At 64.2% G+C, this 26877-nt stretch carries 19 protein-coding genes and 1 pseudogene; 8 read left to right on the top strand and 12 right to left on the bottom strand.

Annotated features, from left to right (window positions below):
* The first annotated feature begins 4 nt into the window (after positions 1-4).
* Positions 5-769: an SDR family NAD(P)-dependent oxidoreductase gene (locus tag C1707_RS01990; RefSeq protein ID WP_101711770.1), complete on the top strand. Its 765-nt coding sequence runs from the start codon at positions 5-7 to the stop codon at positions 767-769.
* Between the two features lies 1 nt (position 770).
* On the opposite strand, the gene C1707_RS01985 is transcribed toward C1707_RS01990, so the two are convergent.
* A complete protein-coding gene (locus tag C1707_RS01985; RefSeq protein ID WP_164467248.1) occupies positions 771-2087 on the bottom strand; it encodes a class I SAM-dependent methyltransferase in 1317 nt (438 codons plus the stop codon).
* Positions 2088-2380: 293 nt separating this feature from the next.
* On the opposite strand from C1707_RS01985, the gene C1707_RS01980 reads away from it, so the two are divergent.
* Positions 2381-3760, top strand: coding sequence for a tyrosine-type recombinase/integrase (locus C1707_RS01980; protein ID WP_240633847.1), 1380 nt, complete (start codon positions 2381-2383; stop codon positions 3758-3760).
* A 223-nt stretch (positions 3761-3983) separates the two neighbouring features.
* Positions 3984-4946, top strand: coding sequence for a HEPN domain-containing protein (locus C1707_RS01975; protein ID WP_101711772.1), 963 nt, complete (start codon positions 3984-3986; stop codon positions 4944-4946).
* A 295-nt stretch (positions 4947-5241) separates the two neighbouring features.
* Here the strand turns inward: C1707_RS01975 and C1707_RS25930 are convergent, their stop codons facing one another.
* From C1707_RS25930 to C1707_RS01955, 4 genes are all read right to left on the bottom strand, one after another.
* Positions 5242-5433 carry a hypothetical protein gene (locus C1707_RS25930; protein ID WP_137803289.1) on the bottom strand — a complete coding sequence of 64 codons (192 nt, stop codon included), beginning with the start codon at positions 5431-5433 and terminating at the stop codon, positions 5242-5244.
* Between the two features lie 209 nt (positions 5434-5642).
* The gene (locus tag C1707_RS01965) at positions 5643-6575 is read right to left on the bottom strand and encodes a DUF1259 domain-containing protein (RefSeq protein ID WP_205686812.1); all 933 of its coding nucleotides are present in this window, start codon (positions 6573-6575) and stop codon (positions 5643-5645) included.
* 90 nt (positions 6576-6665) lie between these two features.
* Positions 6666-7883 carry a chromate efflux transporter gene (gene chrA, locus C1707_RS01960; protein ID WP_180896902.1) on the bottom strand — a complete coding sequence of 406 codons (1218 nt, stop codon included), beginning with the start codon at positions 7881-7883 and terminating at the stop codon, positions 6666-6668.
* A gap of 424 nt (positions 7884-8307) precedes the next feature.
* Positions 8308-8547, bottom strand: a complete 240-nt coding sequence (locus C1707_RS01955) for a Fe-Mn family superoxide dismutase (protein WP_240633938.1) — start codon at positions 8545-8547, stop codon at positions 8308-8310.
* 338 nt (positions 8548-8885) lie between these two features.
* On the opposite strand from C1707_RS01955, the gene C1707_RS01950 reads away from it, so the two are divergent.
* From C1707_RS01950 to C1707_RS01940, 3 genes are read left to right on the top strand one after another with little or no spacing between them, the layout of a single operon-like run.
* On the top strand, positions 8886-9536 hold the full coding sequence (locus C1707_RS01950; RefSeq protein ID WP_101711775.1) for a recombinase family protein: 651 nt from the start codon (positions 8886-8888) through the stop codon (positions 9534-9536).
* On the top strand, positions 9536-11203 hold the full coding sequence (locus C1707_RS01945) for a DDE-type integrase/transposase/recombinase (RefSeq protein WP_101711776.1): 1668 nt from the start codon (positions 9536-9538) through the stop codon (positions 11201-11203). The genes C1707_RS01950 and C1707_RS01945 overlap by 1 nt, the downstream gene beginning before the upstream one ends.
* Complete coding sequence (locus C1707_RS01940) at positions 11197-12168, top strand: ExeA family protein (RefSeq protein WP_101711777.1); 972 nt, start codon at positions 11197-11199, stop codon at positions 12166-12168. The genes C1707_RS01945 and C1707_RS01940 overlap by 7 nt, the downstream gene beginning before the upstream one ends.
* A 210-nt stretch (positions 12169-12378) precedes the next feature.
* Here the strand turns inward: C1707_RS01940 and C1707_RS01935 are convergent, their stop codons facing one another.
* From C1707_RS01935 to C1707_RS01910, 6 genes are read right to left on the bottom strand one after another with little or no spacing between them, the layout of a single operon-like run.
* Entirely contained in the window at positions 12379-13149 is a 771-nt protein-coding gene (locus C1707_RS01935) for a hypothetical protein (protein ID WP_101711778.1), read from the bottom strand.
* Between the two features lie 49 nt (positions 13150-13198).
* On the bottom strand, positions 13199-13645 hold the full coding sequence (locus C1707_RS01930; protein ID WP_101711779.1) for a very short patch repair endonuclease: 447 nt from the start codon (positions 13643-13645) through the stop codon (positions 13199-13201).
* A gap of 6 nt (positions 13646-13651) precedes the next feature.
* Positions 13652-19090, bottom strand: a complete 5439-nt coding sequence (locus tag C1707_RS01925) for a hypothetical protein (protein WP_101711780.1) — start codon at positions 19088-19090, stop codon at positions 13652-13654.
* Positions 19087-20589, bottom strand: a complete 1503-nt coding sequence (locus tag C1707_RS01920) for a hypothetical protein (protein ID WP_101711781.1) — start codon at positions 20587-20589, stop codon at positions 19087-19089. The genes C1707_RS01925 and C1707_RS01920 overlap by 4 nt, the downstream gene beginning before the upstream one ends.
* A complete protein-coding gene (locus C1707_RS01915; RefSeq protein ID WP_101711782.1) occupies positions 20586-22670 on the bottom strand; it encodes a hypothetical protein in 2085 nt (694 codons plus the stop codon). Before C1707_RS01915 ends, C1707_RS01920 begins: the two co-directional genes overlap by 4 nt.
* Positions 22667-24052: a DNA cytosine methyltransferase gene (locus C1707_RS01910; RefSeq protein ID WP_101711783.1), complete on the bottom strand. Its 1386-nt coding sequence runs from the start codon at positions 24050-24052 to the stop codon at positions 22667-22669. Before C1707_RS01910 ends, C1707_RS01915 begins: the two co-directional genes overlap by 4 nt.
* 349 nt (positions 24053-24401) lie before the next feature.
* Here C1707_RS01910 and C1707_RS01905 point away from each other — a divergent pair, with 349 nt between their 5' ends.
* Positions 24402-25502, top strand: coding sequence for a tyrosine-type recombinase/integrase (locus tag C1707_RS01905; RefSeq protein ID WP_205686810.1), 1101 nt, complete (start codon positions 24402-24404; stop codon positions 25500-25502).
* Positions 25503-25883: 381 nt separating this feature from the next.
* Here C1707_RS01905 and C1707_RS27095 read toward each other — a convergent pair.
* A pseudogene (locus C1707_RS27095) lies at positions 25884-26096 on the bottom strand (hypothetical protein); the annotation flags it as partial.
* A gap of 249 nt (positions 26097-26345) precedes the next feature.
* On the opposite strand from C1707_RS27095, the gene C1707_RS01895 reads away from it, so the two are divergent.
* The gene (locus tag C1707_RS01895) at positions 26346-26873 is read left to right on the top strand and encodes an antirestriction protein ArdA (protein ID WP_101711785.1); all 528 of its coding nucleotides are present in this window, start codon (positions 26346-26348) and stop codon (positions 26871-26873) included.
* Positions 26874-26877: the final 4 nt, after the last annotated feature.

Genomic DNA, 26877 nt, shown 5'->3' with positions numbered 1-26877 from the left:
GGGCTTGGAGCTGCCGCGCACGCCCTCGTTCCGCCTGGACGGCCGCCGGGCCCTCGTGACGGGGGCGGGGCGCGGTATCGGCCTGGCCGCCGCCGCGGCCCTGGCCCAGGCCGGCGCGGCGGTGACTCTGGCCGCGCGCTCGGCCGGCGAGATCGAGGCGGCGGCCGAAGCAATCCGCGGCCAAGGCGGCCAGGCGCAAGCGCTCGTGCTCGACGTCGGCGACCTGCCGGCGGTCAGAGCCGCCATGGCCGCCGCGCCGGCCTTCGACGTGCTGGTCAACAACGCCGGCACCAACCGTCCCAAGCCCTTCGTCGAGGTGACGCAGGACGACTACGACGCCGTGCTCGACCTCAATCTGAAGGCCGCCTTCTTCGTCGCCCAGGCCGTGGCGGCGCGGATGGTCGAGGCCGGGACCAAGGGCTCGATCGTCAACCTGACCTCGCAGATGGGCCATGTGGGCGGCGCGCGGCGCAGCCTCTACTGCGCCAGCAAGTGGGGGCTGGAGGGCCTGTCCAAGGCCATGGCCCTGGACCTGGCGCCGCACGGGATCCGGGTGAACACCATCGCCCCGACCTTCATCGAGACCCCGCTGACCAGGCCGTTCTTCGAGGACAAGGCCTTCCTCGACAGCGTGCTTTCCAAGATCAAGCTGGGCCGTCTGGGCCAGGTGGAAGACCTGATGGGGGCGGTGGTGTTCCTGGCGAGCGACGCCAGCGCCCTGATGACCGGCAGTTCGCTGGTCGTCGACGGCGGCTGGACGGCCGACTGATCTAGCCGGCGATCTTGCGGGCGCGAACCAGGGTGACGAGCTTCTGCTCGGTCGGATGCGGGTTCTCGACGGCGATGGTGAACCGCTCGCCGGTGGCCAGGCTGGCGCGCCTGATGAAGGTTCGCGGGGCCGGGCTTTCGATCCAGTGCCTGGTCTCGTTACGGCGGGCGTCGATGATCAGGCGTACTTCCGGCAGCCAGGCGTGGCGCAGGGCCGATACGATCTCGAACTCGTAGGTTCCGTCCGACGGCGCGACGAACGACAGGCCCGGGCGGTACTCCGTGCCGTAGTGCGCCATCCAGTGATCGTTGATGAAGCAGCGGCCAAAATACCAGTAGGCGTGCTCGGCGCTCCATTCCATGGGGCAGCAGCCTTCGAGCGTCTCGTGGAGCAGGTCGTAGGACCACGGGCCGCCCAGGTGGAAGCTCTCGTGGCTGTCGTAGGTCTCCAGGCTCCTGGCCGAAGGCGCGGGCGAGGTCAGCGACAGGTCGACGGAGACGGCCGGGTGCGACGGCAGTCCGGCCACGAGCTGCAGTTCCTCGCTCTCGAACGCCGTCGAGGCCGCGCGGAGGAGGTCGTCGTCGTCGCCGAACACCGGCGGGAAGACGGCCTCGCGCAGGCCCGGCGTGAAGCGCGAGGTCGCGGTGATGGAGATGATCTTGAGCCCCGCGGCCCTGGCGCAGGCGGCCAGCGAGTAGGCGCTGAAATAGTGGATGTGGTGGGGATAGTAGAACAGCGGGTCGAACAGCATGCCCATGCGCCGGGCGATCGCGCCGTCGCCGTTCGGGCATCGCAGCAGCAGCACGCCGCCGGGGCTCAGCTTCGCGGCCATGTCGCGCATGAACTGGATGGGGTCGTTCACGTGCTCGATCACGTGGTTCGACAGGGCGACGTCCAGGTCGTGGATATCGGCGGGCCGGGTCGGGGATTCGTGGATGAGATGGTCGTTGCCCATCTTCCGGCCGAAGGCGATGGCTTCCTCCGACCAGTCGGATCCGCTGGCGTCGAAGCCACGCTTGCGCAGGTGGTGCACGGTCAGGCCGGTGCCGCAGCCGAACTCGTGAACGCGGGCGGCGCGGCCCGCGTGCTGGGCCAGCGGCACGGCGAGGTCGTCGGCCATGTCGAACGAGGGCGCCGCATACCGCTGGGCGTAGAGCGTGCGTTCGGCGTCGTCGTTGAAATAGGCGGTCGAATAGACTTCGTTGAGCGCCGTCGGCGGCGGGGGTGGCGTGAAGTTCTTGTGACCGCAAGCGGTGCAGCAGAAAAGCTGAGCCGTATAGCCGCCGCTGCGAGCGAAAAGTCTGCGCCCGTGATCCACATAGGGATGGGAAGACTCCCCGCACAGGCAGGGGTGCCGATCGATATCTGGGAGCACGGATGGGGAAAACATCTTGGCTCACTCCCGAGAGGATCAGGGGTTGATGAATAGTTGAGCTAATCTCGCGTGGGCTGCAACTGATTTCGTGAGAGGCGGGGTGGACGCGGGCGGGGCGGCGTGCGCGGGGGCTGGCCCGCCAAGGCCGAGTCTCGACGCCCGACCCCCTGTGCGCTAAGGCGGTTGCACCAGTGCGGGCATGGCGAAACTGGTAGACGCAGCGGACTTAAAATCCTATGCGCTCCACCGCCAAAGCTAGAAAAACCCTACAAACAACAACTTCTTATCGCCACTCCAAGGCAGCGCTTAGCACAGAGCTAGCACACTCCGCTGCCGCAGTAGCACAATCCCAATCTATCGGACTTTCGCCACCTCGCGACGGCCGCCACGCGATCCTGGACGGCAAGGTTCAGCTTTACCTGCGCAGTGGTAGTCCCAACTGGCAGTGCGCGTGCTCGGTCGGCGGGCGCCAGCACCGCGCCAACACTGGCGAGGATGGCCTCACCCGAGCTGCCGCCTTTGCCCACGACTGGTATCTGTCGCTGGCCAACGGCGAGGCCATCGGCTCCGGCCGCACGACGGGCCAGCCGGTCGCCCGCCCCGCGCCACTCACGAGCCGACGTGGCCTGCGTTCGGCCGCCAGCGCGCCACGTCAAACCTTTCGGGAAGCAGCGAGCCGCTTCATGGTCGAGTTCGAGGCCCTGACCCAAGGCCAACGCAACCCGATCTATGTTGCTGGCCATCGCGCGCGGCTGGCCAACCACCTGATCCCATTCTTTGGAATGATGAGCGTGCGCGAAATCGATGCAGGCGTGATCGCCGAGTATCGCGTCATGCGCATGGGCGACCGCCATCGCGGCACGCCACCCGCTCGCAGCACCCTGCACCAGGAAATCGTCTGCCTGCGCCAGGTCCTCAAGACGGCGATCCGGCTGCGCTGGATCGACCACCTTCCCGACCTTTCAGCGCCTTATGGCCGGTCCGGCAAGATCTCGCACAGGGCCTGGTTCTCGCCCGAGGAATGGGGGCTGTTCGAGGCGGCGCTTCATGATCGCGTCGCGCGCCCCCGGAAGGAGCGCTGGCGCGAGGCCGGCGAAAACCTGCGCGACTACGCACTCATCATGATCAACACGGGCCTGCGTCCAGACGAGGCCCTGCGCCTGGAGTATCGAGACGTCGCGGTAATCTCCGACGGGGCTACCGGCGAGCGCATCCTTGAAATCGCCGTCCGTGGCAAGCGAGGCGTCGGCTGGTGCAAGAGCATGCCCGAAGCTGTGGAGCCGTTCAGCAGACTCAAGGAACGCAATGCCGGGCAACCGCTCGATCGCCTCTTCCCTGCCTTCCAGCGCGAACTCTTCAACGCCATCCTCGACGAACTGCGCATGAAGACCGACCGCGAGGGCCGGCGACGCACCGCCTATAGCCTGCGCCACACCTACATCTGCACGCGCCTGATGAACGGGGCTGACATCTATCAGGTCGCCAAGAACTGCCGCACCAGCGTCGAGATGATCGAGACTTACTACGCCGCCCACATCAAGAACGTGATCGACGCCTCGGCGATCAATGTCCGCAAGCTTCGTCCATCCCCTTCCGGCGCATCGCCCGCGCCGTGATCCTTGGCCGCCAAAAGGCCGGGACCGGCCGACGCGGCCAACGAAGGGATGGGCCGAACGGTCCATCCCGCTGGCGCCCGCGCTCCGCACGGAGCGCAGCCACTCGCCCCCAGGCCAGAACCCAGCGTGCCGACAGCTTTCCCGACTCTCACTATCCCATTGGTTCAGAACGCCATCGAAACTCGCTTTACTTGCACTTCGGCCAAAACCCGAGAGACGTCCAATGAAGCAAAGCCTTGATCATCTGCCCGACGGAAAACGCCGCGAGCTAGCGTTCGTCGTGGAGACCCTGCAAGCGACCTTTGCCAGGGCCATTGCCCACAGGACGCAGCAACGATACCGAAACGGCAGGTTGCTCAAGATCGTGCTGTTCGACAGCTACGCTCGCGGCGACTGGATCGAGGACCCGGCCGGGAGGTATTTTTCCAGCTACGACCTCCTAGTCGTCGTGAACCACCCCGACCTCACGGACCTCGACGAATTCTGGTCAAAGGCCGATTGCGCCTTCCTGGATGAACTGAGCAACGGCAATCGGCTGCGCACCCAGACCAACTTCATCGTCCACGACCTCGATGATGTGAACGAACAGCTCCGGTCCGGTCGCCTGTTCTTCACCGAGATGCTCCGCGAGGGTGTCATCCTCTTCGAGGAACCCGATTTCCCCTTCGCCGCGCCCACCGCCATTCCAGCAGCGGCGGCATGCTCGGAGGCAAAGCGCTATGTCGATGACTGGCTACCCAGCAGCCGCGCGTTATCAAAGCTGGCCAGCACAGCCCAGGAGCTATCCCGTCCGAGGGAAGCGGCGTTCCTCCTGCATCAAGCCGCCGAAAAGGCCTACCACGGTTTGATCTTGATCCTCACGCGCTACAGCGCCAGGACCCACCGCCTAACTTTGCTGCGTGATCGTGCCGAGGCCCTCGATGAACGGCTGAGGGGCCTCTGGCCACGCGAAAGGAAGTTTGACCGCAAGTGCTTCAACTTGCTCCAGCGCGCCTACATCGAAGCACGGTACTCGCCAGACTACTCAATATCGGACGAGCAACTCGCTTGGCTGACAGAGCGGGTTGGAGTTCTTCAAGCTGCCGTATCGACGATCGCCACCGAACGAATTGAAGCCCTAGGTGTAGGGACGCGCAATAGTGAACGGCTCGACGCGAGATTCATGACGCCTTTCGACGCACATTAGCTGAGACGTTCGCCGCTCCGGGGCGCACATTGTGTGAGACTGAGATCACAATGATTGAGACCGACGCGCACTATTTGAGACCGACCCACGGTCGGTGAGACGCGTCTCAGAGCGGGAGGCATTGCGGGTGATCGCCATGGCGTGTGCGACGATCCTCCGCAATCCGACGACCGCTGCGCGCCGGATATCTGAACTGGATCGGTCGGAACGAGTATCACCTCGAAACGCACGTAAACGCCGGGGCGAGCGCCTTTGCAAGAGACCTAGCGCCTTGTCCGAGTGTCCCCGTGAAGCCTTAGGGGCAGGGCCAGGCTTCGCGGAATGCCAGACTGACCCCGGCGAGCATCGGCAGATCCGCAGCCTGCGGGGATCGGCGCGCCCATCCCGTGTAGAGGGGCGCCAGATCCTCCACCCGGTAGGAGACAGCACAGGTCCCGGCCTTGTGCCCTCCTGCGCCGAAAGCCTGCAGCGTGTCGGCGGCGGCCATGAGGTAGCCGGCGCACCAGCTCCGAGGGTCTGAGCCATTGACCTCGCAAACGGCCTGGAGCCCCGCCACAGTCATGGTGAGCGGTGGCCCGTTCGGGCCTACCCCCTGCAACGCTGTCGGCTCACGATCCTTGCCCGCCACGGCCCAAGTCACTCCGCTGGAGAGCGCGGCGGCCAAGACCGCCGTCGCCGCCATGCCGGCCCAGGTCCTCATGGCTTGGCGGCCTTGACGTGATCCAGCGCCGACCGAAGCCCGCGCCCGAGCATCAGCGCGTCGTCGTTCGCCCAGAAATGCATGAAGAACAGTCGCGGCTCGTCGTCCAGCATGTGGTTGTGGAGCGCGGTGACCTCTATGCCGTTCGCCCGAAGCGCCCGGATCACCGGGTTCACTTCGTCGGACGTCAGGACGAAGTCACCGGTGATGGCGGCCTTGCCGCCGCCGGTGGGCTGGAAGTTGATGACCGTGGCCGAGCCCATGGCTTCGGGCACCACAGCGCCGGCTTCCCGAACCGGCTCCGCGCGCGGAACACTGAACTGGTAGATGCCGCCCGTGGCCTTGCCCTTGTAGCCCAGCGTGCGGTCAAGGCCGGCCGTGTCGATCGCGGGAGCGGGCGTAGCGGGCGCGACCGTGGATGCCGCCCCCATCGGGGTCTTGCTTTGCGTGATCGCCTTCTGCAGCGCCGCGGCAAGCTTCACCGGATCTCCGTGACCACCTACGTGCATGTACATCGTGGCCGGCGAGGACCGCAGAAGGTGGTTGTGGAGCGCGGTCACTTCGAGGCCGTTTTCGACGAGAACCTTCATGACCGGGTTCACCTCCTCGTGCGTGAGAACCAGGTCGCCCATGACCATGGCGTGGTCGCCCATGTCCTGGAACGCAAGCCAGGATCCGAGCGCCAGCGCAGGCCTGATCGGCACCCCGTCCAGGGTCACCTTGAGATCGGTCCGCGGCATCCCGACTCGATAGACTCCGCCGGGCTGCACAGCGCCCTCTTTGCCCAGTGCGCGGCCCACGGCGGCCCAGTCAGGGGCCGCGCTCGCGGCTTGGCCAAAAAAGGCGCCGGCGACGAGCGTCAGCGTCAGCGTAATTCGCTTCATAGATATTCTCCTCGTTCGCCGCAGCGCCAGTGCGCTGCGGCTCATCAACACGGTTTCGACAGTCAACAACTTGTTGGGCCGGCTATGGGGACGTGGGCGTCCAGACTGGCGTCTGACCCCGCGGGGGGGCTTTGCTCACCCATAGGCGAACCAGCCCGCCGCCCCGGCGGCGAAGATCACGGCCACGATGTTGAGCTTGCTCTTCCAAAGATAAAGGATGGCAAGCGCGCCAGCAAAGATGACCAGGGCTGGCCAGAGCACCGGGACCCGTTCCGCCGTCGCCTGCCCGAGCTGCAGCGTCGTTGCGGCTATCAGGCCCACCACGCCGGCAGCGACGCCCTCCAGGAGCGCGTGCAGCTGCTTGACCTCCAGGACGGCTTCCAGACGATCGTAGAGGATCAGCGAGAACGCAAAGGCGGGCAGGAAAATCCCGGCGGTCATGGCTAGGGCGCCAATCGGGCCGCCGCCGACGTAGCCCACGAAGGTGGAGAAGATGATCAACGGCGCCGGCAGGATGCCCGAGAGCGCCAGACCGTCGAGGAACTGACCGTCGGTCATCCAACCCCGCCCCACCGCGTCGTTCCGGAGAAACGGGATGGCCGTGTACGCTCCGCCGAACGTCAGCAACCCGGCTTTGAGACCGGAGAGGAAGAGAGCCATCGGACCAGCCGATGCGCCGACGGCTTGCACATCGCCCGGTTGAACGCCCGGCGACCACCAGATGACGGCGGTCGCTAGGGCGACCCCGATGAACGCGCACACGAGCGCCAGAGATTGCCGACCCGATGCAGCAAGCGCATAGACCACCCCGGCGATGGGCAGCACGACCCAAAAGCTCGCGCCTAGGAGCGATGCCAACCCGACGCCGAGGGCCAGGCCCCAGAGCCACCGGTCGTTCAGCACATGTTCGCCGATCCGGTGCACCGCTCGCACGATCATGGCGACGACGCCCACCTGCACGCCGAGGAAGGCGGCGCCGAGCGCAGACGACTGGATGTCCATCGCGAAGTAGAGCCAGGACAAGGCGAACATCAGCAGGAAGCCGGGAAGCATGAACGCCAGCCCCGCGAGCATGCCTCCGAGCCGGCCCTTGGCGCGCATGCCAAGGTGAACACAGAGCTCATGGGCCTCTGGCCCAGGGAGAACCTGCATGACAGCGAGCAGGCGATTGAAGCGCGCGCTGGAAATCCAGCGTTCCTCCTCGACCAGTTCCTTCCGTAGCATCGCGATCTGGGCCACCGGCCCGCCCCAGGCCATCAGCCCGAATCGCAGGAAGCGTAAGAACAGCTGCGGATAGCTCAGCGCCGGCGGCTGCGGCTCGGCAGCCATATCGAGTTCGGCAGACGCGGTCATGCCATCACTCCGCTGTGGCTCAGATCGCACGCGCGATTGCGTGGCCGCGCTGAAGGATGGCTCGCGAAATCGCCCAAGCAAGGCGGACCGACCCGGCTTTCGCGGTGACGTTCGCTTGCTAGGAAAAAAGAAGCCCACGCGGGCTCGACGCACAAACCGAAATCCAAGGCACACGCTCCCCTGCGCGCGCCTTACGCGCACGCTCCAAGGAGCGGATCTTGGACGACCGGGCCGTCTAACCGGGCGATCCGCGATGGCCCGGTGGGCGATAGCTACCGCCTTGCAAGCGCGATTGGAAGGGCCTGCTCGTCCAATTGGCGCCGCGCAGCCCGTCAGGGCCACAGCCGCTCACGATTCGACATCGATGCGTATCAGGCGACGGCGCGGGCGAAGCGCGCGTTGTCGCCTCCCCAGGAGAACGCCTTCATGTAGGCGTCGACGTGAGCTCCCCGTAGTCCATGTGATAGGCGTGCTCGTACATGTCCAAAGCAAGCAGCGGCCGGCCATCGGCGATTTGGGTGTGGTCGGAGGCCCACTGATGGACAAGCCGCTGGTCGCGCTCGCTCCAGGCCAGCAGAACCCAGCCGGAACCGCCGCCGAGCGCCTTGCCCATGCCGGCGAACTCCGCCGCCCAGCTATCGTGGCTTCCGAAGTCACGTTCGATGGCGCTCGCGAGCGGTGCGACCGGCGCGCCACGTTCGCCGAGCCTTCGAAATGCACCTCGTGCAGGACCATGGAGTTCCAGGCGAACAGTTCCTCGCGCAGCTCAACGAAATCGCAGCAACAATTGCCCTGGCCTTTCAGCGCCGCGCGAAACCAGAGACGTCATTGAGACGCTAATCACGCCAATGGGCTCGCCCGCGTCACCCCCCAGGAAAACGGCCGGTTTCCTGACGGTCGCCGCAATTGGCCCAGGAGTGATCCTGCGCCACCAGAAAACCCGTTGCGGAAATGATCGCAAGCTTGCACCCTCCGATCTGTCTTTTCTGACGGAGCGGCCGGGTGCTGGTGGGTTACGTTCGCGTGTCCAAAGCCGACGGGAGCCAGACGTTGGCGCCGCAGCGTGACGCCATGGCCGCAGCCGGCGTCGAACCTGACCGCATCTATGAGGATTTGGCCTCCGGCCGGCGTGATGATCGGCCGGGACTGGCGGCCTGCCTCAAGGCGCTCCAGCCTGGCAATACCTTGGTGCTCTGGAAACTCGACCGGCTCGGCCGAGATCTCCGCCACCTGGTCAACACTGTCGATGAGTTGCGGACGCGCGGGGTGGGCCTGAAGGTCATCGCCGGAGCTGGCGCGCAGATCGATACGACGACGGCCAACGGCCGCTTGGCGTTCGGCATCTTTGCGGCCTTCGCCGAGTTTGAGCGCGAGCTGATCTCAGAACGGACCAACGCAGGCCTGGCCGCAGCGCGGGCCAGGGGACGTATGGGCGGCCGACCTCGCAAGATGGACCGGGCGACGTTGATGATGGCCATGGCGGCGATGGCTGACCGCGAGGCCAAAGCCACGGAGGTGGCCCGCCGCCTGGGTCTGACCACCACGACCCTCTATGTTTACGTCAACGGCGATGGAACGCCCAAGGCGGCGGGCCAGGCCCTACTCGATGCGCCAGCGGCAGTTCGGCCGCGCCAGCTTCAAGTGGCTGGCTGATGGCGCCGAGCACCAGCGTCCCCGTTGAGGCGCTGGTGATGCTCCGTCGGCGTCTGGCCGCCTTGCCGGCCAAACACCCTGATCGTCAGCAACTCTTGCTCTCCACAGGCACGCTCTACGGCGTCAGCCGGGCTACGCTGTATCGTCTGCTCCGTGGGGGCGGCCATCCCCGCCATGCACATCGCGCCGACCGTGGCCGGCCGCGGGTCTTGTCGGGCGCCGAAGTCGAAGGTTGGTGCGAGATCATCGCGGCGATGAAGGTGCGAACCACCAACCGAAAAGGGCGACATCTCTCAACGGTCCGCATTCTCGAATTACTAGAGAAGCATGGGGTCGAGACCCCGGACGGCCTGCAGAAGCTTCCACCTGGCAAGCTGACCGCTTCGACCATCAACCGTCACATGCGTCGCCTCGGCTACGACAACGAGCGGATGACCCGGCCGCCGCCAGCAGTGCGGTTTCAAGCCGAGCAGTCGAACGCGTTGTGGCATTTCGACATGAGCCCTTCGGAGCTGAAGCAACTCGCCGTCCCGCCCTGGATCGATCCTGATCGGAACGGCGCGCCGACGCTGATGTTGTTCAGCGTGGTCGATGACCGCTCCGGCGTCGCCTATCAGGAATATCGTTGTGTCTATGGCGAGGACGCTGAATCGGCGCTGCGTTTCTTGTTCAACGCCATGTCGGCCAAGCCGGACGAGGCCAATCCATTCCAGGGCGTCCCCACGACGCTCTATCTCGACAATGGCCCGGTCGCGAAATCCGGGGTGTTTCAGCGCGTGATGGAGAGCCTCAACATCGAGGCGATAATCCACATGCCAGCCGGTAGCGATGGCCGGCGGACCACAGCCCGGGCCAAGGGCAAGGTCGAGCGGCCGTTCAGGACCGTGAAGGACGCCCACGAAACGCTTTATCACTTCCATCAGCCCGAAACCGAGGAAGAGGCCAACCGCTGGCTCGCCCGCTATATCGCCACCTACAACAGCGGCGATCATCGATCCGAGCCGCACAGCCGCCTTCATGACTGGCTCGGCAATCTGCCGCCCGATGGCGTGCGCCAGATGTGCGCTTGGGAGCGGTTTTGCACCTTCGCCCGTGAACCCGAACGACGCGCGGTCGGCATCGACTGCCGGATCACGGTGGCCGGCGTCACCTATGAGGTCGATCCTGACCTGGCGGGCGAGACCGTTGTCGTCTGGTGGGGCCTCTTCGATCAGGAGCTATTCGTCGAACAGGGCGAGGAGCGCTTCGGACCCTACACCCCGGTCGGTGGCCCGATCCCCCTTCATCGCTATCGAAAACATCGCAAGGGTCGTTGCGAGGTTCGCGCCGACAAGGTCGGAGAGCTGGCGGCGCAGCTCAAGCTCCCGCGTTCGGCGCTGAGCGGCGAAGACGATGTGGTGATGATCGGCGTTCAACAGGATTCGGCCGCGCTTCCATCCAGACCGTTCCGCGACCCCGACCCCTTCCACGAGTTGGCCTTTCCGAGCGTTCTGGCGGCCCGGCGGGCCATCGCTGACGAAGTGCGCTTCCCGCTGGCCAAGCTGTCCGATGACGACCGCCGCTTTGTCGATGACCTGCTTCGCCGGACGCTGGCTAGGCCGGAGATTTTGGCGGCGATACGCGAGCGATTTCCCCAAGGGCGCCGAGGAGGGCTCTACGGATGCTGACCGAAGTGATGGAATATTACGGCCTCGAACGATCGCCGGTCGATGTCGAATTCTTCGAGACTGATCACCACGCTCAGATCTCGCGCGACCTGCGCACAGCGATCATGAGCGGTCGGCTGATCGCGCTCACCGCCGTCATCGGGTCCGGCAAGACGGTGCTATCGCGTCAGCTTCGGACCGAACTTGAGCGTGAAGGGCGGGTCATCGTCTCCAGGTCCCTGACGGTGGACAAGGTGAAGATCACGGTTCCCCTGCTGATCTCCGCACTGTTCTACGATCTGTCGTCGGACAAGGCCGTCGTCATTTCCCGCCAGAGTGAACGACGTGAGCGCGACCTTCAGGAACTGTTTCGCAAGGCCAAGAAGCCAGTGGCCCTATTCATCGACGACGCCCACGCCTTGCACCCCAAGACGCTGACCGCGCTCAAACGTCTCATCGAACTCGTCGTGGAAGGCGGCGGACAACTCTCCGTCGTTCTGGTCGGCCACCCCAAGCTCAAAAATGACCTGCGGCGGCCCAGCATGGAAGAGGTCGGCGACCGGACGACTGTTTTCGAGTTCGGAGGGTTGCGCGAACGGCAGCGTGACTTTCTCGACTGGACCCTCAAGAGTTCCCTCCACTCCGACGCCCAACCTGAAGACGTCATCACAGAGGAAGCCGCCACTTTGCTTGCGGTGCGTCTGAAGACGCCGTTGCAGCTCAGCAGTTCGCTGGTGCGGGTGTTCGAGGCCGGTTTCGAGGCTGGCGTGAAGCCGATCGACAAGGCGATCGTCGAGACCGTCTTGTCGCGCCGCGCCGACGATCTAGAGCCGCAGTTGACGCGGCACGGCTACGATCTCAAGTCTCTCGCGGAATTGTTCGACGCCAAGCCGGCAGAGATCCGGCAGTTGTTCCGCGGCGGGCTCGATCCCGCCCGCTCGACGGAGTTGATGGAGGAGATGCGCGCCGCGGGCCTGCCGCTCTGAAGCGTCTCATCGACCGTGCGTCGGTCTCAAATAGCGCGCGTCGGTCTCAACCATTGTGGTTTCAGTCTCACACAATGTGCGCCGAGTAGGCACAGACGTCTCAGCTAATATGCGTCGAAACACGCCTTGTATCTCGCGTCGAGCCGTTCACTATTGCGCGCCGCTACACCTAGGGCACGCGTCGGCGATGTAGTCGCCGCCCACTTGCCACTAGGATTTTGCCTTGCGCGACGGGCGGATTTTCGGCGGACGCCGCCGCCCCGTCTCGGCGATGTGTTCTGGCCGGTGCCGCCCCGTAGACGGGTCGTACTCGCTGACAATCTTGCGGTCCAGAAGATCAGCAATGCTCATTACTGGCGCGGCGAGATCGATGAGCACTGCCGGGCTCAATATGACCTTTTCGCCCGATGCGATGCGAACGTTGACCAGTTCCCTGGACGCGTGATCGTCGACCAAGCCGGCACGGTGAGCCAGTACGTTCCGGAGCGTGTAGACGTCCCCCAGGTAGGATAGGTAGGGCTCGATCTTCTTGATGCCCGAACCGGTATGCTCCGAGAAAGCCTGTATGCGCTGGACGAGCCCTCGCACCTTGCGCACCTCGCCATAAAGCTTGTCGCCGGCGGGCGTCCGGGAGCCGATCGCGGCATCGAAGAGCTTGGCTCGACTTTGGATGTAGGCGTCTAGGAAACTGGAAAAATAGGCCTCGAACGAGGCCGACAGGATCACGATGCGGTTGGTGACGACTGCGTGGCGATAACTTGGCGTTCGCTCAAGAAACGTGTCCCGAGTCAGGGCGTTGATCCGCCCCCTCAGTTCAGGAGCGTAGAACATCTCGTCGATCGACTTCGACGCCGGGATGTCCTTGTAGTTGGATACCACGTGGCTTTCTGCCATCGCGATGCAGAGCAACTCGGCCCACATCGCGTGGCAGGAGTCGCCCCAGACTGCCTTCAGGTCTTTCAGGTGTTCAGAGTATGCCATGAGGATTCCAAGAGGATCATCGCCACGACCGTACCCTTAGCATCCTGGACTACACTTCGGCATGTCCGGTCGGTCGGGATGCAAGAAGCTGTTCCGCGAGGCGCGCGGCGGCCTCAGCGATCTTCGCCGACGACTTGAGGTCGCACTCCCACACCGTGAACACGCGCCAGCCGCTCGCTTCCAGCGCCTCCCTGGACCGAGCATCCCGGGCGACGTTCCGGTCGAACTTCTCCATCCAGAACGCCGTATTGCTCTTTGGCGTCGTCGCGATCGAGCAACCGGGATGCCGATGCCAAAAGCACCCATGCACGAACACGGCGGCGCGGTACTTTGGAAACACGATGTCCGGCTTGCCAGGCAGCCGCGTGTCGTTGACGCGGAACCGGAAGCCCTTCCTATGCATGGCGCTGCGCAGGACCAGTTCGGGCTTGGTGTCCCGCGACTTGATCCGGGACATCCGCTCAGAACGCTGCGCTGGCGTCAGGAAGTCTGCCATCGTCTCCTAGTCTTGCGCATCCTTCAGCTCGAAGAACGGCAGACCCCGAATGACCTCGCCGCCTAGGGCGTTGAAGGACTTGAACAGGCACTGGTGGTTCTTCAACGCCTTCACCCTGTCCGCCAGTTCCGACAACTGGCCCGTCAGACCCAACGCCGCGAGTTCGGCCGGGGTGACATTGGGCACCTTATGTACGAACCAGGTCAGCAATGGATCGCGATAGTCCGTTGCATTGACCTTGAAGTGCTTCAGGTACTGGGAGGCCAGGATGATGCCCGTGCCGAACTCGCGCCCTTGAAGCAGCAGCTTCTTCAGAACGTCGAACTCGTACTGCATGATGTTGTCGGCCTCGTCGACGAGAAGGAACGAGTCGATGGCGCGCAGTTGGGGGTCGCTGCCGAGGAACTCGCGCTTTGGCGTCTTGAGCATGTTCTCGAAGAACAAGTTCAGCATGATCGCCACGACCATGTTCTTGTTCCGGTCATCCTGGCCGAGGGCGTCCAGAGAAAGGACCACCACGCCATCCAGGAACTCGCTAAATGGCTGGATCTTGCGCTGGTCGGAAGCAAACACTCCCATGTCCACGAGGTCGCTCATGATCGAGGACACCGAGTCCGGCTTGCCATCGACGATCGTCTCGTACTCGGCGTGGACCGCATCAAGCGTTGGCGCCTCGCCGGGCGCAGCGGCAGCATAGGCGGCCTTCACCGCACGCTTCAGGCGCTCGCCTTGGACCGGGCCGATGCCCGAGTAGATCTTGTCGAGCACATCCCGGAAGAAGAAGAAGCGCTGGAGCCATGGAGCATTGGCGTCCTCCATGGAGGACGTGTCGAACAGGTTGAGCGGCAGGTTGTGCGGCTTCACGACACGAGCGCCCGTTGCCTCGACAAAATCCGGGCTGCTGTAGTCCCGCTTGTAGTCGAGGATCAGGAAGCGCGGCTTGATGCCCCGGTTCTCCTGCGCAGCGGCGGATACCTGGGTAATCAGCGACTTGAGGAATTGGGTCTTGCCCGTCCCAAGGTCACCGACAACCCCCATGTTCATGTGGCTGAGCCGCGTATCCGATATGTTCAGCGTGAGCTTGCGAGGCTGGAAGCCATCAACGGTGCTGCCCACGTTCAGGACGATCCCCTTGGCGTCCGCGACAGGCTGCTGGCCACTATCCACTGGCGGAGCGCCGCCAGCATCTGGACTGGGCGGCTGCACCACCTCAGGCTCTAGGGCTTCTTGCTCCTCGGCAACTTCAACAGGAAGAGACTCGAAAGAGGCGGCTTCTGGCATTTGCCGATGGACTTGCTGCCCAGGCAGCAACTGCCAGTTTCCAACCCGTTCGCGCACGGAGGCGTAGAACGCGGCTGGGTCGCCGGACACGATCGTAGTCGCGTCCTCGGTTGTGATGGTGATGGTCTCGTCAAACCCATCGCCATCGCGGTCACGAGGGACACTTCTCGGACTCTCGTCGATAACGATCAAACGGCCTCGCTCGTCGACCGTAATGCTCGCTTCGGCCGAGAGTATGGACGCGGCAACCTGTTCGTGGAGCCTGGACCAACGATCTTGGTCCACGACGTCCGGATGCTGGCTGTAGACCCGCATGCCAAAGCCGACGATCGACAAGAGAAGATGCTGGAAGGCCAGCGCCCAGGCACGGGGCTGCTCCTTGCGAGGGAGCATCTCGCCGAGGAGCCCGCAAAGGTTCTTGGCTTGATCCAGGGCGTCGGACACCTCGCTCGCAGGGAAGGTCGACTTCGGGCGACACTTTACCTCGACTGGCGTCAGGTGGAGTTGGACGCCCGAGGCATTGCAACGCATGCCGATGACCAGCAAGTCCGGCCTTGATTGGCCTCCTTCTTTCCGATCGCGCCCAAGGGAGCGCGAAAGGTCTGAAAGGTAGCCACGGAAGGGATCCACCGGCACGACGATCGCCAGGACGTCATCGTCCTCCTTGTCCGAGACTACTGGGAGCAAGCTCTCGAAGTCGCCGGACTTGCGGAAACGATCCTGGAGCAATCGAACCGCGAGGAACAAGCCGAGGTCGCCGGTGGCGCCGGAGTCGTCGCCAGCGAGGCCCCGGATGGTCGGGATACCGCGCCTGGCCACTTCCAGGAGGACTTCCTCGACGTCGCCAGGAGGCATCGCCTCGCAGCCCGGAAGTCGGCCAAGGGCCTTGGCCAGGGCTTCGCGGTCGGCTTCCTTGACCTGCGAGAGCAGGTAGTAGCCGTTCGTGTCGCCCGCGCGATGGGAATAGGATGGGAGGTCGTAGTCCCAGAGATAGGTGCCCTCCAGCCACCCGCCGAGGAAGCATGCTGGATCGATGGCAGACGAAGAAACCGCGACGAAGTCCGTTTTCCGGACCGTCAGCATGTTGCGCACGGCGTTGACGTTCGGTGCGAAGCTTAGCCCAATCCGCGCCTCACCGAGGTTCTCCATCCTGGCGAGCACAGCCGCGACGTCGTCGGCCAGGTCATCCCCGGTCTTGGGACCAGGCAGCGCCTGCCGAGACTCGCTCAGGAAATGGCCCGGCAGTTGTCGGCGAACTCGATGCCGGATCAGGCCGCCCAAGCCGATGGGCGTCCGGTTGGCGACTGGAATGGTTTCTGGCTCGGACATGTCGAGCTGGGCGATGATGCCGAGGTCGGGGACCACGCCCTGAGGCTGCCCAACGAACCAACGGACGCAATTGTTCGTATCCTCGGACAGGTTGGCGATCGTGGCGTCGTCTGGCCGAGCCGTCGCCGCGCGATCGTCGAAGATCTCGACGACACGGGATCCGGCCGCCAGGACCGGCGGCTTGCGATCACTCTCGCCAAAGCGATCGGACGTCCAACTGATCAGGCCTTCATTGCATGCATCGGTCGCACCGCCTGCGCTAGCCACCGCGACGCCGATTGCAGGCTTGGCCGCGAGGAGGTCAGAAACATCCTCAAGGGCGCGCCCGACCTGCGCTGCGCTGAATCCTGCAGAGATCCCTCCGACCGTGACGCCGAAGGCTTCGCCAAAGGGCGCGCGCCTCGACCGTTCGGGGAGGCCCTTGAGCTTGCTTCCATTCCAAAGGACCGACCAATAGTCGGTGCCATTCTCGACAGCGACGAAGTCGACGTGGTCGATGCCGGCAGGCGAACGGAGTGCCAGGGACAGGATGTCGGGCACACAATCAGGGTCGAAGACGCTCGCAGCGGGGCACGGCCGCTCGGTCAGCTCGGATTCTCGCAGGACTTGTTGCGCGACGCAGTGCCAGGCGATGCGGAGCGGGTGGAGCGGCGACAGGAGGATCGCGTCCGGCGTGCGCGAGATGGTATGGCCATCGTGCTCGAAAGACGCCACGACAATGGCGTCGACCCAGCAAGCAACATCCGGATCGTTGGCGAGCCAGGTGTTGTATGCCGAGAGGTATAGCTCGACGGCAGCCTTGAACTCGGCATCGTCGATGAGCCAGCGTCCGAGTTGGGCCATCTCGATGACGCCCGTCTCGTCCCCGCCGCCCCGGATCCGGGAGGCGATCAGCTCGCGAGATTCGACGAAGCCTTCTGGCGGGATGAACTCTTCGGGACTTGGACGGGGATCCTTCAGGAACTGGCCGGTCGAGAAGATTGGGCCACGTTCGCTCCAGGATGGCTGGGCCCATGCGTCAACATAGTCTTCCCCAAGCACGGATGGCAGGTAGGAGCGAGCCACCGCCTCCGACGAGATGATCCATTCCTGGAGCGTCGTCGACCGTGCATATCGGTTGGGATTGATGACTGGCTTCGCGTCAGCCGGCTGGAGAACCCTTCGATTGGCCCTGATCAGCCGCTCGAACTCACTCCTGCAGCCTTGCTGGGCAACCTCCTCGACAGTCAGGAATACGCGGCAAGTTTCCGTCGTCTTCTTGCCGTCCGAGCCCTCCCGCTCGAAGCCGATGTCGACCTGATAGTTGCCGTCTGTCTCGATCTCCAGGTGCTTGAAGTGCGCACCGGTGCGGACGGCAAGCTGGTGCGCGACATCGCCTCGTTCGGCAGCGTCGTCGGTGCTTCCCATCGCCGTGTCATGGATCGTCACGCCCGGCGAGGCCAGCAGGAGAAGCTCGTAGCGACCGGCGCCCGACACGATGAGGCCCGCCTCATACTCGGGGCCGCGCTTGCCTTTCCGGCGCTTGGGGGGCGACAACTTCCTGGCGCCCCGGCAGGCCACATAGAGGCCAGGCCCCCATGTCGCCATTGATACGACCTTGAGGGTTCCAGGCTTGAAGCCATCCGCGCTTGCCACGTAGCGCATTGGTGCGCGGTGGACGGGCGGGGCGTCGTCTACGAAGTATTGTCCGGTGTCGGGAGTAATCTCGCCGATTTGCTTGCCTTCGGGACCACCCGGTGTCCGCTCGATCGTGACGAGGACCTCCGAGCCCGTGCCGCCGACAGTAGTGAAGCCTAGCTCTACCTCGCCTTCCACCAGGATGGGCATGCCCTTGGAGACAGGCATGAGGGCATTGAGGCACGACATGACGATGTCGCCAGCCTGGGCGCTTTCCTCCGCGAGGTACTCGGCCCACTTCTCGACGGTCAGGAAGGTCCACCACACTGGGGGATCCGGCAGGTCACGCCCCGTCGTGGGAACATAGTACGCGGCCGGAGATCGCTCGAACGAGGTCGGTAGCTCGCAGACACCCTCGAGATGGGACAGGAACTTGGCGAGATTGCCTGCGTCCGCGCCGCCGGCAGTCTCGATCGCCTTTGAAATGCCCGTCGAGAAGCCCTCGCTCAGGGCGTCGGCGAGCTTGTCCAGGGTCGAGAGCTGGGCCTTCGCATCGAAAGCGCCGCCAGCCATCGGCGGGACCCCGCATGCCAGCGCCAGCCGGCCGGCTGGGGTCAGGCCTGCCGGCCCGCTAGCGGCGGCATGAAGTCTCGCAATCACGCGCCAGGCTCCAATCCTGGCTTCCCGCATGGCCTCTACGCTGTCGGCCGCTTCCGCAGCATTCTGGACGATGGAACGGGCAGCTTCCTCCTCGTCCTCACCAAAGCCCATGCTTCGGATCGCACGGCCGACGAGTTCCTGGACAAACGCATCTCCCCACCAGTTTTCAAAGGGTGCGTTGCCGGCGTTGTTCGCAACCGCGACGCCAAAGTCCCCGCTGGTGGTCGCGATCGACTTGATTGCATGTCGTCCCGGAGGAACCAATGCCACGTAGTTTGGCTCCGCAGGGGAGTTGCGGAGATTCAGGAGGTGAGTTTCGTTGCAACGTCCCGACTGGCCAATCGGTGGGTTCGGCTCTCCTGGTGCGAGCGAAGGCACCTGGAGGACCACGGGGACACGCCCTTCGGCCACGCCCGCTTCCAATGCAGCGAAGACGTCGTCCAGGATTTCCAGCGGTGGGCCATGGAAGATCAGGCGGATCTCTGCGGAGGCGTCCTGCGCATCCGCCGTCACGCGTTCGCGGATCAGGCCGGCAAGGGTTGAGGCAATGGAACTCAAGCGGCTTGCTCCGCAAACGGTGGCACCAGGAGCATTCCGCTCTCCGCGTCGGGGCTATCCAGCACCAAGCCGAGCATGCGTAGTTGGTGACCGAGGTCGCTCTCGGCGATTTCCTGATGGTCGATCATTATGCCGTAGCCGGACATGTGTTGGGCTAGGTACCGGACGGAGCGTGGCCCCGAGGTCTTGGCCAAGGAGCAGTGCACGAGCGCTAGGACGGCAACGGGTCCCAGGGAAACGATCCACGGGCTCGATGCTGCCGCCCCCTTCTTTCGCAGGACAAATCCTTGGTCGTAGCCCCGCAGCGCTGCGTTCGCCGTCTGGCGCTGGCCAAGGGCGTGGCGAACAAACTCAAGGAGGTTCGAGCCAATGCCCTTGCGGCAGAGCACGGTCCGGTTCTCACGCTCTCGCGTCTCCGAAAGCCCGCTCAGCAAGGCCTCTGCCCCGTCACGCGCCGCAGCATCGCGAGCAGCTTCGCAAAGCTGGAACACTTCCTCGGAGGTCGAAAGCCCTCCCGACAGGCCGCCCGCCGCCTCAAGCGCCCACAGGACTTGGTTCAGCCCTAGGCGCGCTTGAAGGAAGGCCGAGACCCTGTCCTTGGCCAAAGGAAGTGCTCGGTCGCCATAGGGTAGCCGGCCCGCGCGACGGCCAAACAGAAGCGTCCGGACTTCCGAAACATCAGCAGGACAGTCGCCCGTAGCCGAGCGCCGAACCATCGACCACATGTTGTCGTGGACATCGCATAGCCAAAGCACATGCGAGACGGTGCCGATCCGAACGATGGCTTCGAGAAGACTCGTCCACTGCCGCCGCGTCATGGCGGTCTTGGCCGCAACAATGGCCTGGAGGTCGGTCACGAATTGACGGGCGGGATAGGACAGGCCCTCTCGATCCTCATGGCGAAGGACGGGAAGCGGCTTTGGTTCGGAGCTGGCCCATTGAGGTTCCGGCGCCCAGGTGGCCAGTTCGGCCTGTAGGAAGCGCGCGAAGACATCATCGTCGGCGCTCACGGAGAGCGCTTCAAACAGGCCTTCCCAGACACCGGCGGCCTCAACGGCGTCCCGCGCTCCAAGCCAGATCATCCGGCGCACCAGCGCACCCGCAGGCCAGGGGTTGCCGGCAAGGCGCGCGGAGCCGGAAAACACCGCCACCTGCGGCACGAGCGGCGTAACTTGTAGAAAGCGCTTTGCCGACTGGTTTGGAAGCTTCGGACTTTCCAATGCCGAGTGCAGCATCATGTGCAGGGAATCCGCGTCCAGCACGGCCCCCGTCTTTCGTTCCCGCTTGTTCCGGAAAGCGAGAACATCGCGATCAAGCTCTCGCCCTCGCGTAGGAACTGAACTCTCGGAGTGTCCCTCAAAGCCGACTGCACGGTAGAGGGACGAAAGTAGGACCTCCGAACTCGCGTATTCCGGTGCCGGCGCGATCGCCAGTGCCGATGTCTCGTAGGTCCGATGGGAGGTCTTCCAGGGCTCCTCGTGGAATTTATCGAGGCTCACCGGCCCGGCTCCTCTTTCCGCGCAGCAAATCCTTGGCGCCGTTCGCTCACCGTGACGCCGCCTTCGCCGATCTTGATGGAAGCACGCTCCAGGATCTGGCAATCGCGAACGATCGGTCCAGACAAGCGCGCCCGGGTCGTGTCCAGGAGCGCGAGGACGGTACGAGGCAACGAGGCTGGCGACAGCCCGCGCTTAAGCTCCTTCACCGCACGGAAAAGCTCGTAGGTCAGCGCGATGGACTTTGCGGACGCCCCCTGCCCGACCCGGAGGAATGCGATCGGGGTCTTGGGCCTGTTCAACGCAACGGCGTCGTAGGCTCGCACTGGTCTGGCCGGTACGACGAGCGTCGCCCGGTGCATCGGCGGTGGAAGCGGCTGGCCGAACGTTGTGGTAAGCGAGATCTCGAACTCTTGGTTGTTGTTCAGCAGCTTCTCGACATCCAGGGCGACGTCATAGAGTTCGTCTCCGCTGGCGTCCTCAAGGACGCGCTGGAATTCGTCCAGGAGATTGGCGTCCCTGACCGACGCGGTGCGAGCGCCCAACGCACGTCGAACCAGTCGGCAAGCGAAGTCGCGTACAAGGCGCTGGACTCGCGTCGCCACAGCCGGACGCTTTCGGCGAACTGCTGGCCGCGAGAGTTCGGCGTCGAGCGCGGAGAGGCGCTCAAGCAACTCGACCTCGACCTTCGAAAGCACCTGCTGCCGCCGGACGTAGTCGAGGCCTTCGCTTACGGACCGACTGAATCGCACGTCGATGTCGCGCAGCCAGAACGCGGTCCGCAAGGTGGCCTGGACCTTGACGTCTGGGCTCGCCAGTCCCGGATCCATGATCTCGACGACGCCCTCCAGCGCCGAACTGATCACCGTCGGGAGGTATTGCGCGCGGCGTCCCTGGAGGAACCAGGCCAGGCCCATGCCGGTGTTGTCGTCATCGAGGGCAAGGTCCTTCAGGTCACGAAGGAGCCTTGGCCCTGCATCTTGCGGCCAAGAATGGAAAAGGGCGTGCTGGTACTGGGCCGAGGCAAGTTGGAAGATCGCAGTGGACGAAGCCTGGGTCGGCTTGCCCTTGCGCTTCGCCACTTCGTCCCGGGCGATCAGGTCCCTCGCCCATTCGCACGGGGACGAGTTGCTTCCTTGGTCTGCGTGCCCTCCCGCCAGAAGGTAGGAGGCGAGGGAAAATAGGTCGCGAAAGCTCCACCGCTTGCCGGACGCGACCTCGTACCACCGCAGCATGCGAAGCAGCGAAGCCTGTTCCCGCTCACGGGATAGCTGCTCCCTGCTATTGCAGAATGGGCACCAGGCCCCAGCCGCGCAGGTACCTTGTGCCGGCCACTTTCGAGCTTCCAGCGCTGCATCGAATAGCGAGGCGGCCGGAGGCTCCCCTCCCTCTTCGGAGGGAAGAAGCAAGCTCTCGGCATCCATCGGCCAGACATTGACCTCGGGAAACTTGTCCAGCGGCCAACAGGCGGATGCATCCGGAAAGAGGCCAACAGCGCGCGTGACGGCTTCGAGCAACGCGCAGACTTCGGTTGCGCCAGTATCAATGGCCTCCACGAGGGCATCATCGAGGACCCCTCGGTTGACGCAGCAGAGGTAGGCCTCGCTCGGCTGCGCAAGCGCAACTTCGAGCTCGGCGAGCAGCAGCTGTGCCGCCGTGCGCGTTTCGGGCGCAATGACGGTGGTCGCATCCTGGACAATGACCAGCGACCGCCCGGAACCAAGGGAGGCTTGGGCCACGCGCGGGACGAGGCCGTCGGGAGGATTGTACTGCGGCCTCAGTTGCTCAACGAGCCGAGCGTCGGAGCCAAGTTCCTCGTCGAGCCACCGGATGGTCGACTCGATCGCTTCCGTCTTGCCATTGCCCGGGCCTCCCACGAGCAAAACGAGGCGGGGGGTCGATGGCGTCCTGTTCGCATGGGCTGCGGCCCAGCCCCGGAGGCGGGCGAGCAGGCTCGTGTTGAACACGACCTCCCCGGGGCGCCCGCTTGCATCGTCGAACAACCGGCGCACCCCGCCGGAGCGATGGCCGCTCCAGTTGCGGAGCTGCGCTGGAAATGGAGGAGGCGGACCGCTGTCGCTCATGCGGCCTGGTCGAGTCGGCGCAACGCTGAGGCTTCCTTCACGTAGGACAACAGGACTTGGCCCCACATCTCGGCGATCAGGGGCGGCACTGCGTTGGCGACCTGGGTGAACCGGGGCACCTCTCGCGCCCGGCGCTCTCCCCCGGTCGTGTACTTGCCTTGGAATGCAAACCAGTCGGGGAAGGTCTGCAGTCGCGCGTTTTCCCGGACGGTGAGCGTCCTAGGCTCAGCATAGTGGAGGAGATCGTCAGGCATGCTCGTGATGGTGGGAGCGCACAAGCTAGGGTCGAGGACCCGGGTCGCCATCTTGTTGATGCCGTGGCGATTTCGCATCTCGCTGTTCAGTTGGACGCTAAGCCGCCCCTCTGCCTTGCACTCGGCGATGATCTTTCCGAACCGCTCGACGATATGAGGTCGGTGACGAGCTAGGCGCGTGTCCGTAAGCGGCCCGACATGGCCATCGCGCATCACGCGCTGGTAATCTGTCTTTGCAGACGCAGTCTTGATCGCCTCGTAACCCTTCGTATCGGGGCTCTCGATCTTGCCGGCGTGCTCGATCTCAAGGTCGGAAATAGCCTGCTTGCAGCTGACCTGCGGCTTGAGTCCCTTTCGCTCCAGGAACTTGACCTTGCCGCCGCGTAGCCGGGCGAACGGGTCCTGCCCCTTGGGGAGCCGCTTCGCCTTTGGAGACTTGAGGATTCCGACAACGAAAAAGCGGGGACGCTTTTGGGGGACACCGAACTCCGAACACCGGATGGTGTCGTAGTACACGTGATAGAGTTGCCCCAGGCGCGACAGCAATTCCTCGGCGAAGTTGCGTCGGGTTTCGCCTTCGCCTTCCTCGTCCGTGCTGACAAAATCGTACGTGATGCCCCGGACGTTCTCGATCAACACCATGCCGGGCTGCACCAGCTCGACAAACTCCAAGTAGCGCTCCACGAGTTGGTTGCGGAGATCTCCCGGCCGCCGCCGTCCCGCACTCGAAAAGCCCTGGCAAGGCGGCCCGCCCGCTAGCAGGTCCACCTTCCCGCGCAGCTTGCCGAGTTCGGCGCCGTGCTTTTCCATCAAGGACTCGATGGTCCAGGGCTGCTGTTCAAGCCAGCTCGGCCAGGCAAAACGTTGCCGTGGGCCATGGATGAGGTTGGTCTTCAGCGTTTCGAACGCAAAGGCATCCTTCTCGATGGCGAACAATCCCCGCCATCCGGCCCTAAGCAAGCCGAGGCTGAGGCCACCGCATCCCGCGAAGGCATCAATGAAAACCGGAGCGTTTTCCTCGCTAGCCAAACCCGTACCCAATTCGCACCCACATCGATTCGATCTGGGGGAGGATATTTCCTTGCTAGCAAGCCATCCAAGCGCCCCCGAGGCACAATCTAGGTTCATGCGCGAAAGGTCTAGCCTGGGAGCGCACTTTTCCTCTAGTTGCAAGCCCACCGCGACCGCCCTCTTTCATTGAGAGAAGCGACTGTGATGTCGCCTCGCGATCCGAACCTGCGTTACCCATACGTCCGAAACGGTCGCATGCCTTAGCGGGCTGCGTTGCCCCTGGCCAATTGCGCCATCCTGGATAGAGTTCACCATTCCGCTCGCGCCTTAGCGTGCCAGTATCTAGGTCGGCGACATGCCGGAAGCTGCGCGTCACACATTGATAGACGGTCGGGTCCAGATCTACCGACGACCGGGTAGTCCCCATTGGCAATGCTCCTGCACGGTCGCCGGCCGCCAGCGTCGCGTGACAACCCACGAGGAGAGCCTGTCGCGCGCCAAGGACTTTGCGCAGGACTGGTACCTGGGCCTCCTGGGAAAATACCGCGTCGGCGACTTGAAGCCTGGCAAGACGTTCGCCGAGGCGGCCGAACGCTTCATTGACGAGTTCGAGGTGATCACGCGAGGCGAGAGGAGCCCGGTCTACGTCCAGGGCCACCGGGCACGCCTCGCCAACTATCTCGTTCCATTTTTCGGCGACACCGTGCTCGGCGAGATCACGGCGGGCATGGTGCAGGACTACCGCATCCATCGCCTCCGTCCGGGCAGCTCAGGAAGGACTCCCGCCGCCAGCACCCTGCACCAGGAGATCGTATGCCTGCGCCAGGTCCTAAAGGCCGCAAACCGTCGTCGCTGGCTAGACCAACTTCCAGATCTATCAACGCCTTTTCGTGGCTCGTCGAAGGTATCCCACCGGGCTTGGCTATCACCGGACGACTATAAGCTTCTCTACACGACGACGCGCCAGCAGGCGCAAGCTCGCGGCGCCTTGCCCGCCGCGAAGGACCTGCATGATTTCGTGCTCTTCATGGTCAACACGGGACTGCGGCCCGATGAGGCCTCGCACCTGGAGTATCGCGATGTCGCGATCGTGCTGGACCAAACAACTGGAGACCAAATTCTCGAAATCGCTGTTCGCGGCAAGCGGGGCGTCGGCTGGTGCAAGAGCATGCCAGGCGCCGTCGTGCCGCTCCAACGACTGCGAGAACGCTACGACGGCCAGCCAACCGATCGGCTCTTTCCTATCCCGCTGCGCTCCGCATTGAATGCCACGCTTCAGGCGATAGACCTCAAGTTCGATCGCGAGGGCCGGCGGAGGACAGCCTATAGCCTCAGACATACGTACATCAGCATGCGCCTCATCGAGGGGGCCGATATCTATCAGGTCGCCAAGAATTGCCGCACCAGCGTCGAGATGATCGAAACCTTCTACGCAGCACATATCAAGGACGTCATCGACGCCGCTGCAGTCAATGTTCGAAGGGATCGCGGCGATGCGAAGCGGGCAGACCGCAAATCGGCAAAGCCCGTGCGAAAGGCTCGACGCTCAGCGCCGGGCCGACTATAGCTCGCCTCGGTTTAGGCGGGCGTGGCGAAACTGGTAGACGCAACGGACTTAAGCCAAGGATTGAGTGCGCTTGGGGAAATCCAGGACGTAGAACCGCTCAAATTCGGGGAACCCTGTAAAATGGCGATCCCGAGCCAAGCCCCTTGCGGGAAGGTGTAGAGACTAGACGGGCGGCGCCTAAACCCCTCTTCGGGGCACGGCGAAGGGATAGTCCAGACCACGAACGCAGCGCCACGGCCCTGCGGCGGCGAAAGTCGAAGTGGTATGAAAATCCGTCAGCCGCAAGGCTATGCCGGTTCGATCCCGGCCGCCCGCACCAACTCCACGGCGTGAGCGGACAACGCAGCTGCCGCGTCGTCCGCTCTGATGGGCGCTATGCCGCCAAACTTGATTGAGCACCTGAGCTGCCAGGGCGGGCTTATCCTGAGGCAGGAAATGCCCATAGTGCTCGGCGATAGTCTCTGGCGTGTCCTGGATGGCGTAGCTGGCCTGCTCGTGAGAGCCAGTCTGCTTCAGGATATGCGTAGCAAGGACGTCGCGGACGTTGTGCGGACCGTGGGGCAGCAATCCAGGTACTGCTCCGCGACCGGTAAAGACAAATTTTCCGGCCCATACCTCACGAATTTTTGGGTTTGGATTGGCTGCGGCCGGATCAATTGGAAATAGCTTGGGGCCAGCCCCCAGCGCGCTGCGAAGCGACTTCCGCCCACCTTCGGCCCACCGGGCCTGCAGTTGGTTCCCCGCGAAGCCGCTCCTCCACTTGCACCCCCGGTCTCGCCGACGGGCGTCGGGTTTCAGACGCGCCTCTAGCGTCTGCAAACCCAACGACCGAAGGAGATGACCATGGCCAGCGTAGCGAACCTGCGATCGCCCAGGATCTACGTCGCTTGTCTGGCGGCCTATAATGCAGGCCGCCTCCACGGAGCCTGGATCGAAGTCGAGGACGAGGATGTCGTAAGGGGTGCCATCGCGGCCATGCTGAACGCCTCCCCCGTCGCCGGCGCAGAGGAATTCGCCATCCACGATCATGACGGCTTTGGCGGCGTGAACATCGGCGAGTACGAGCACATCGGCCGGGTCGTCGAGATCGCTTCTTTCCTGCGCGAGCGTGGCCAGCTTGGCGCGCTGGCGCTCGCTCATCTCGGCGGGAGTATCGACGACGCGAACGCGGCGCTGGATGACGGGTATCGAGGCGCCTACGAAAGCCTCTCCGACTACTTCCAGGAACTAACAGAGGAGACGGTCGCGATCCCCGAGGCCCTTCGCCTCTATATCGACTACGAAGCCATGGCACGAGACGCGGAGCTGAGCGGGGACGTCTTCACGCTCCGGACAGCTCATGACGAGCTCCACGTCTTTTGGGCTCGATGAGGCC

It is taken from the genome of Caulobacter flavus, from assembly GCF_003722335.1.
Classification (GTDB): Bacteria; Pseudomonadota; Alphaproteobacteria; order Caulobacterales; family Caulobacteraceae; genus Caulobacter; species Caulobacter flavus.
The sequence above is the reverse complement of the archived record's forward strand: the minus strand, read 5'-3'. Positions and strand labels throughout refer to the sequence as shown.

Excerpts from the sequence above, each read along its gene's own strand:
- C1707_RS01965 (WP_205686812.1), bottom strand. The coding sequence starts at position 6,575 with ATGAGCCGCAGCGCACTGGCGCTGCGGCGAACGAGGAGAATATCTATG.
- C1707_RS01980 (WP_240633847.1), top strand. The coding sequence starts at position 2,381 with ATGCGCTCCACCGCCAAAGCTAGAAAAACCCTACAAACAACAACTTCT.
- C1707_RS01910 (WP_101711783.1), bottom strand. The coding sequence starts at position 24,052 with ATGAACCTAGATTGTGCCTCGGGGGCGCTTGGATGGCTTGCTAGCAAG.
- C1707_RS01945 (WP_101711776.1), top strand. The coding sequence starts at position 9,536 with ATGGCGCCGAGCACCAGCGTCCCCGTTGAGGCGCTGGTGATGCTCCGT.
- C1707_RS01975 (WP_101711772.1), top strand. The coding sequence starts at position 3,984 with ATGAAGCAAAGCCTTGATCATCTGCCCGACGGAAAACGCCGCGAGCTA.
- chrA (WP_180896902.1), bottom strand. The coding sequence starts at position 7,883 with ATGACCGCGTCTGCCGAACTCGATATGGCTGCCGAGCCGCAGCCGCCG.
- C1707_RS01895 (WP_101711785.1), top strand. The coding sequence starts at position 26,346 with ATGGCCAGCGTAGCGAACCTGCGATCGCCCAGGATCTACGTCGCTTGT.
- C1707_RS01930 (WP_101711779.1), bottom strand. The coding sequence starts at position 13,645 with ATGGCAGACTTCCTGACGCCAGCGCAGCGTTCTGAGCGGATGTCCCGG.
- C1707_RS01940 (WP_101711777.1), top strand. The coding sequence starts at position 11,197 with ATGCTGACCGAAGTGATGGAATATTACGGCCTCGAACGATCGCCGGTC.
- C1707_RS01935 (WP_101711778.1), bottom strand. The coding sequence starts at position 13,149 with ATGGCATACTCTGAACACCTGAAAGACCTGAAGGCAGTCTGGGGCGAC.
- C1707_RS25930 (WP_137803289.1), bottom strand. The coding sequence starts at position 5,433 with ATGGCCGCCGCCGACACGCTGCAGGCTTTCGGCGCAGGAGGGCACAAG.
- C1707_RS01915 (WP_101711782.1), bottom strand. The coding sequence starts at position 22,670 with ATGAGCGACAGCGGTCCGCCTCCTCCATTTCCAGCGCAGCTCCGCAAC.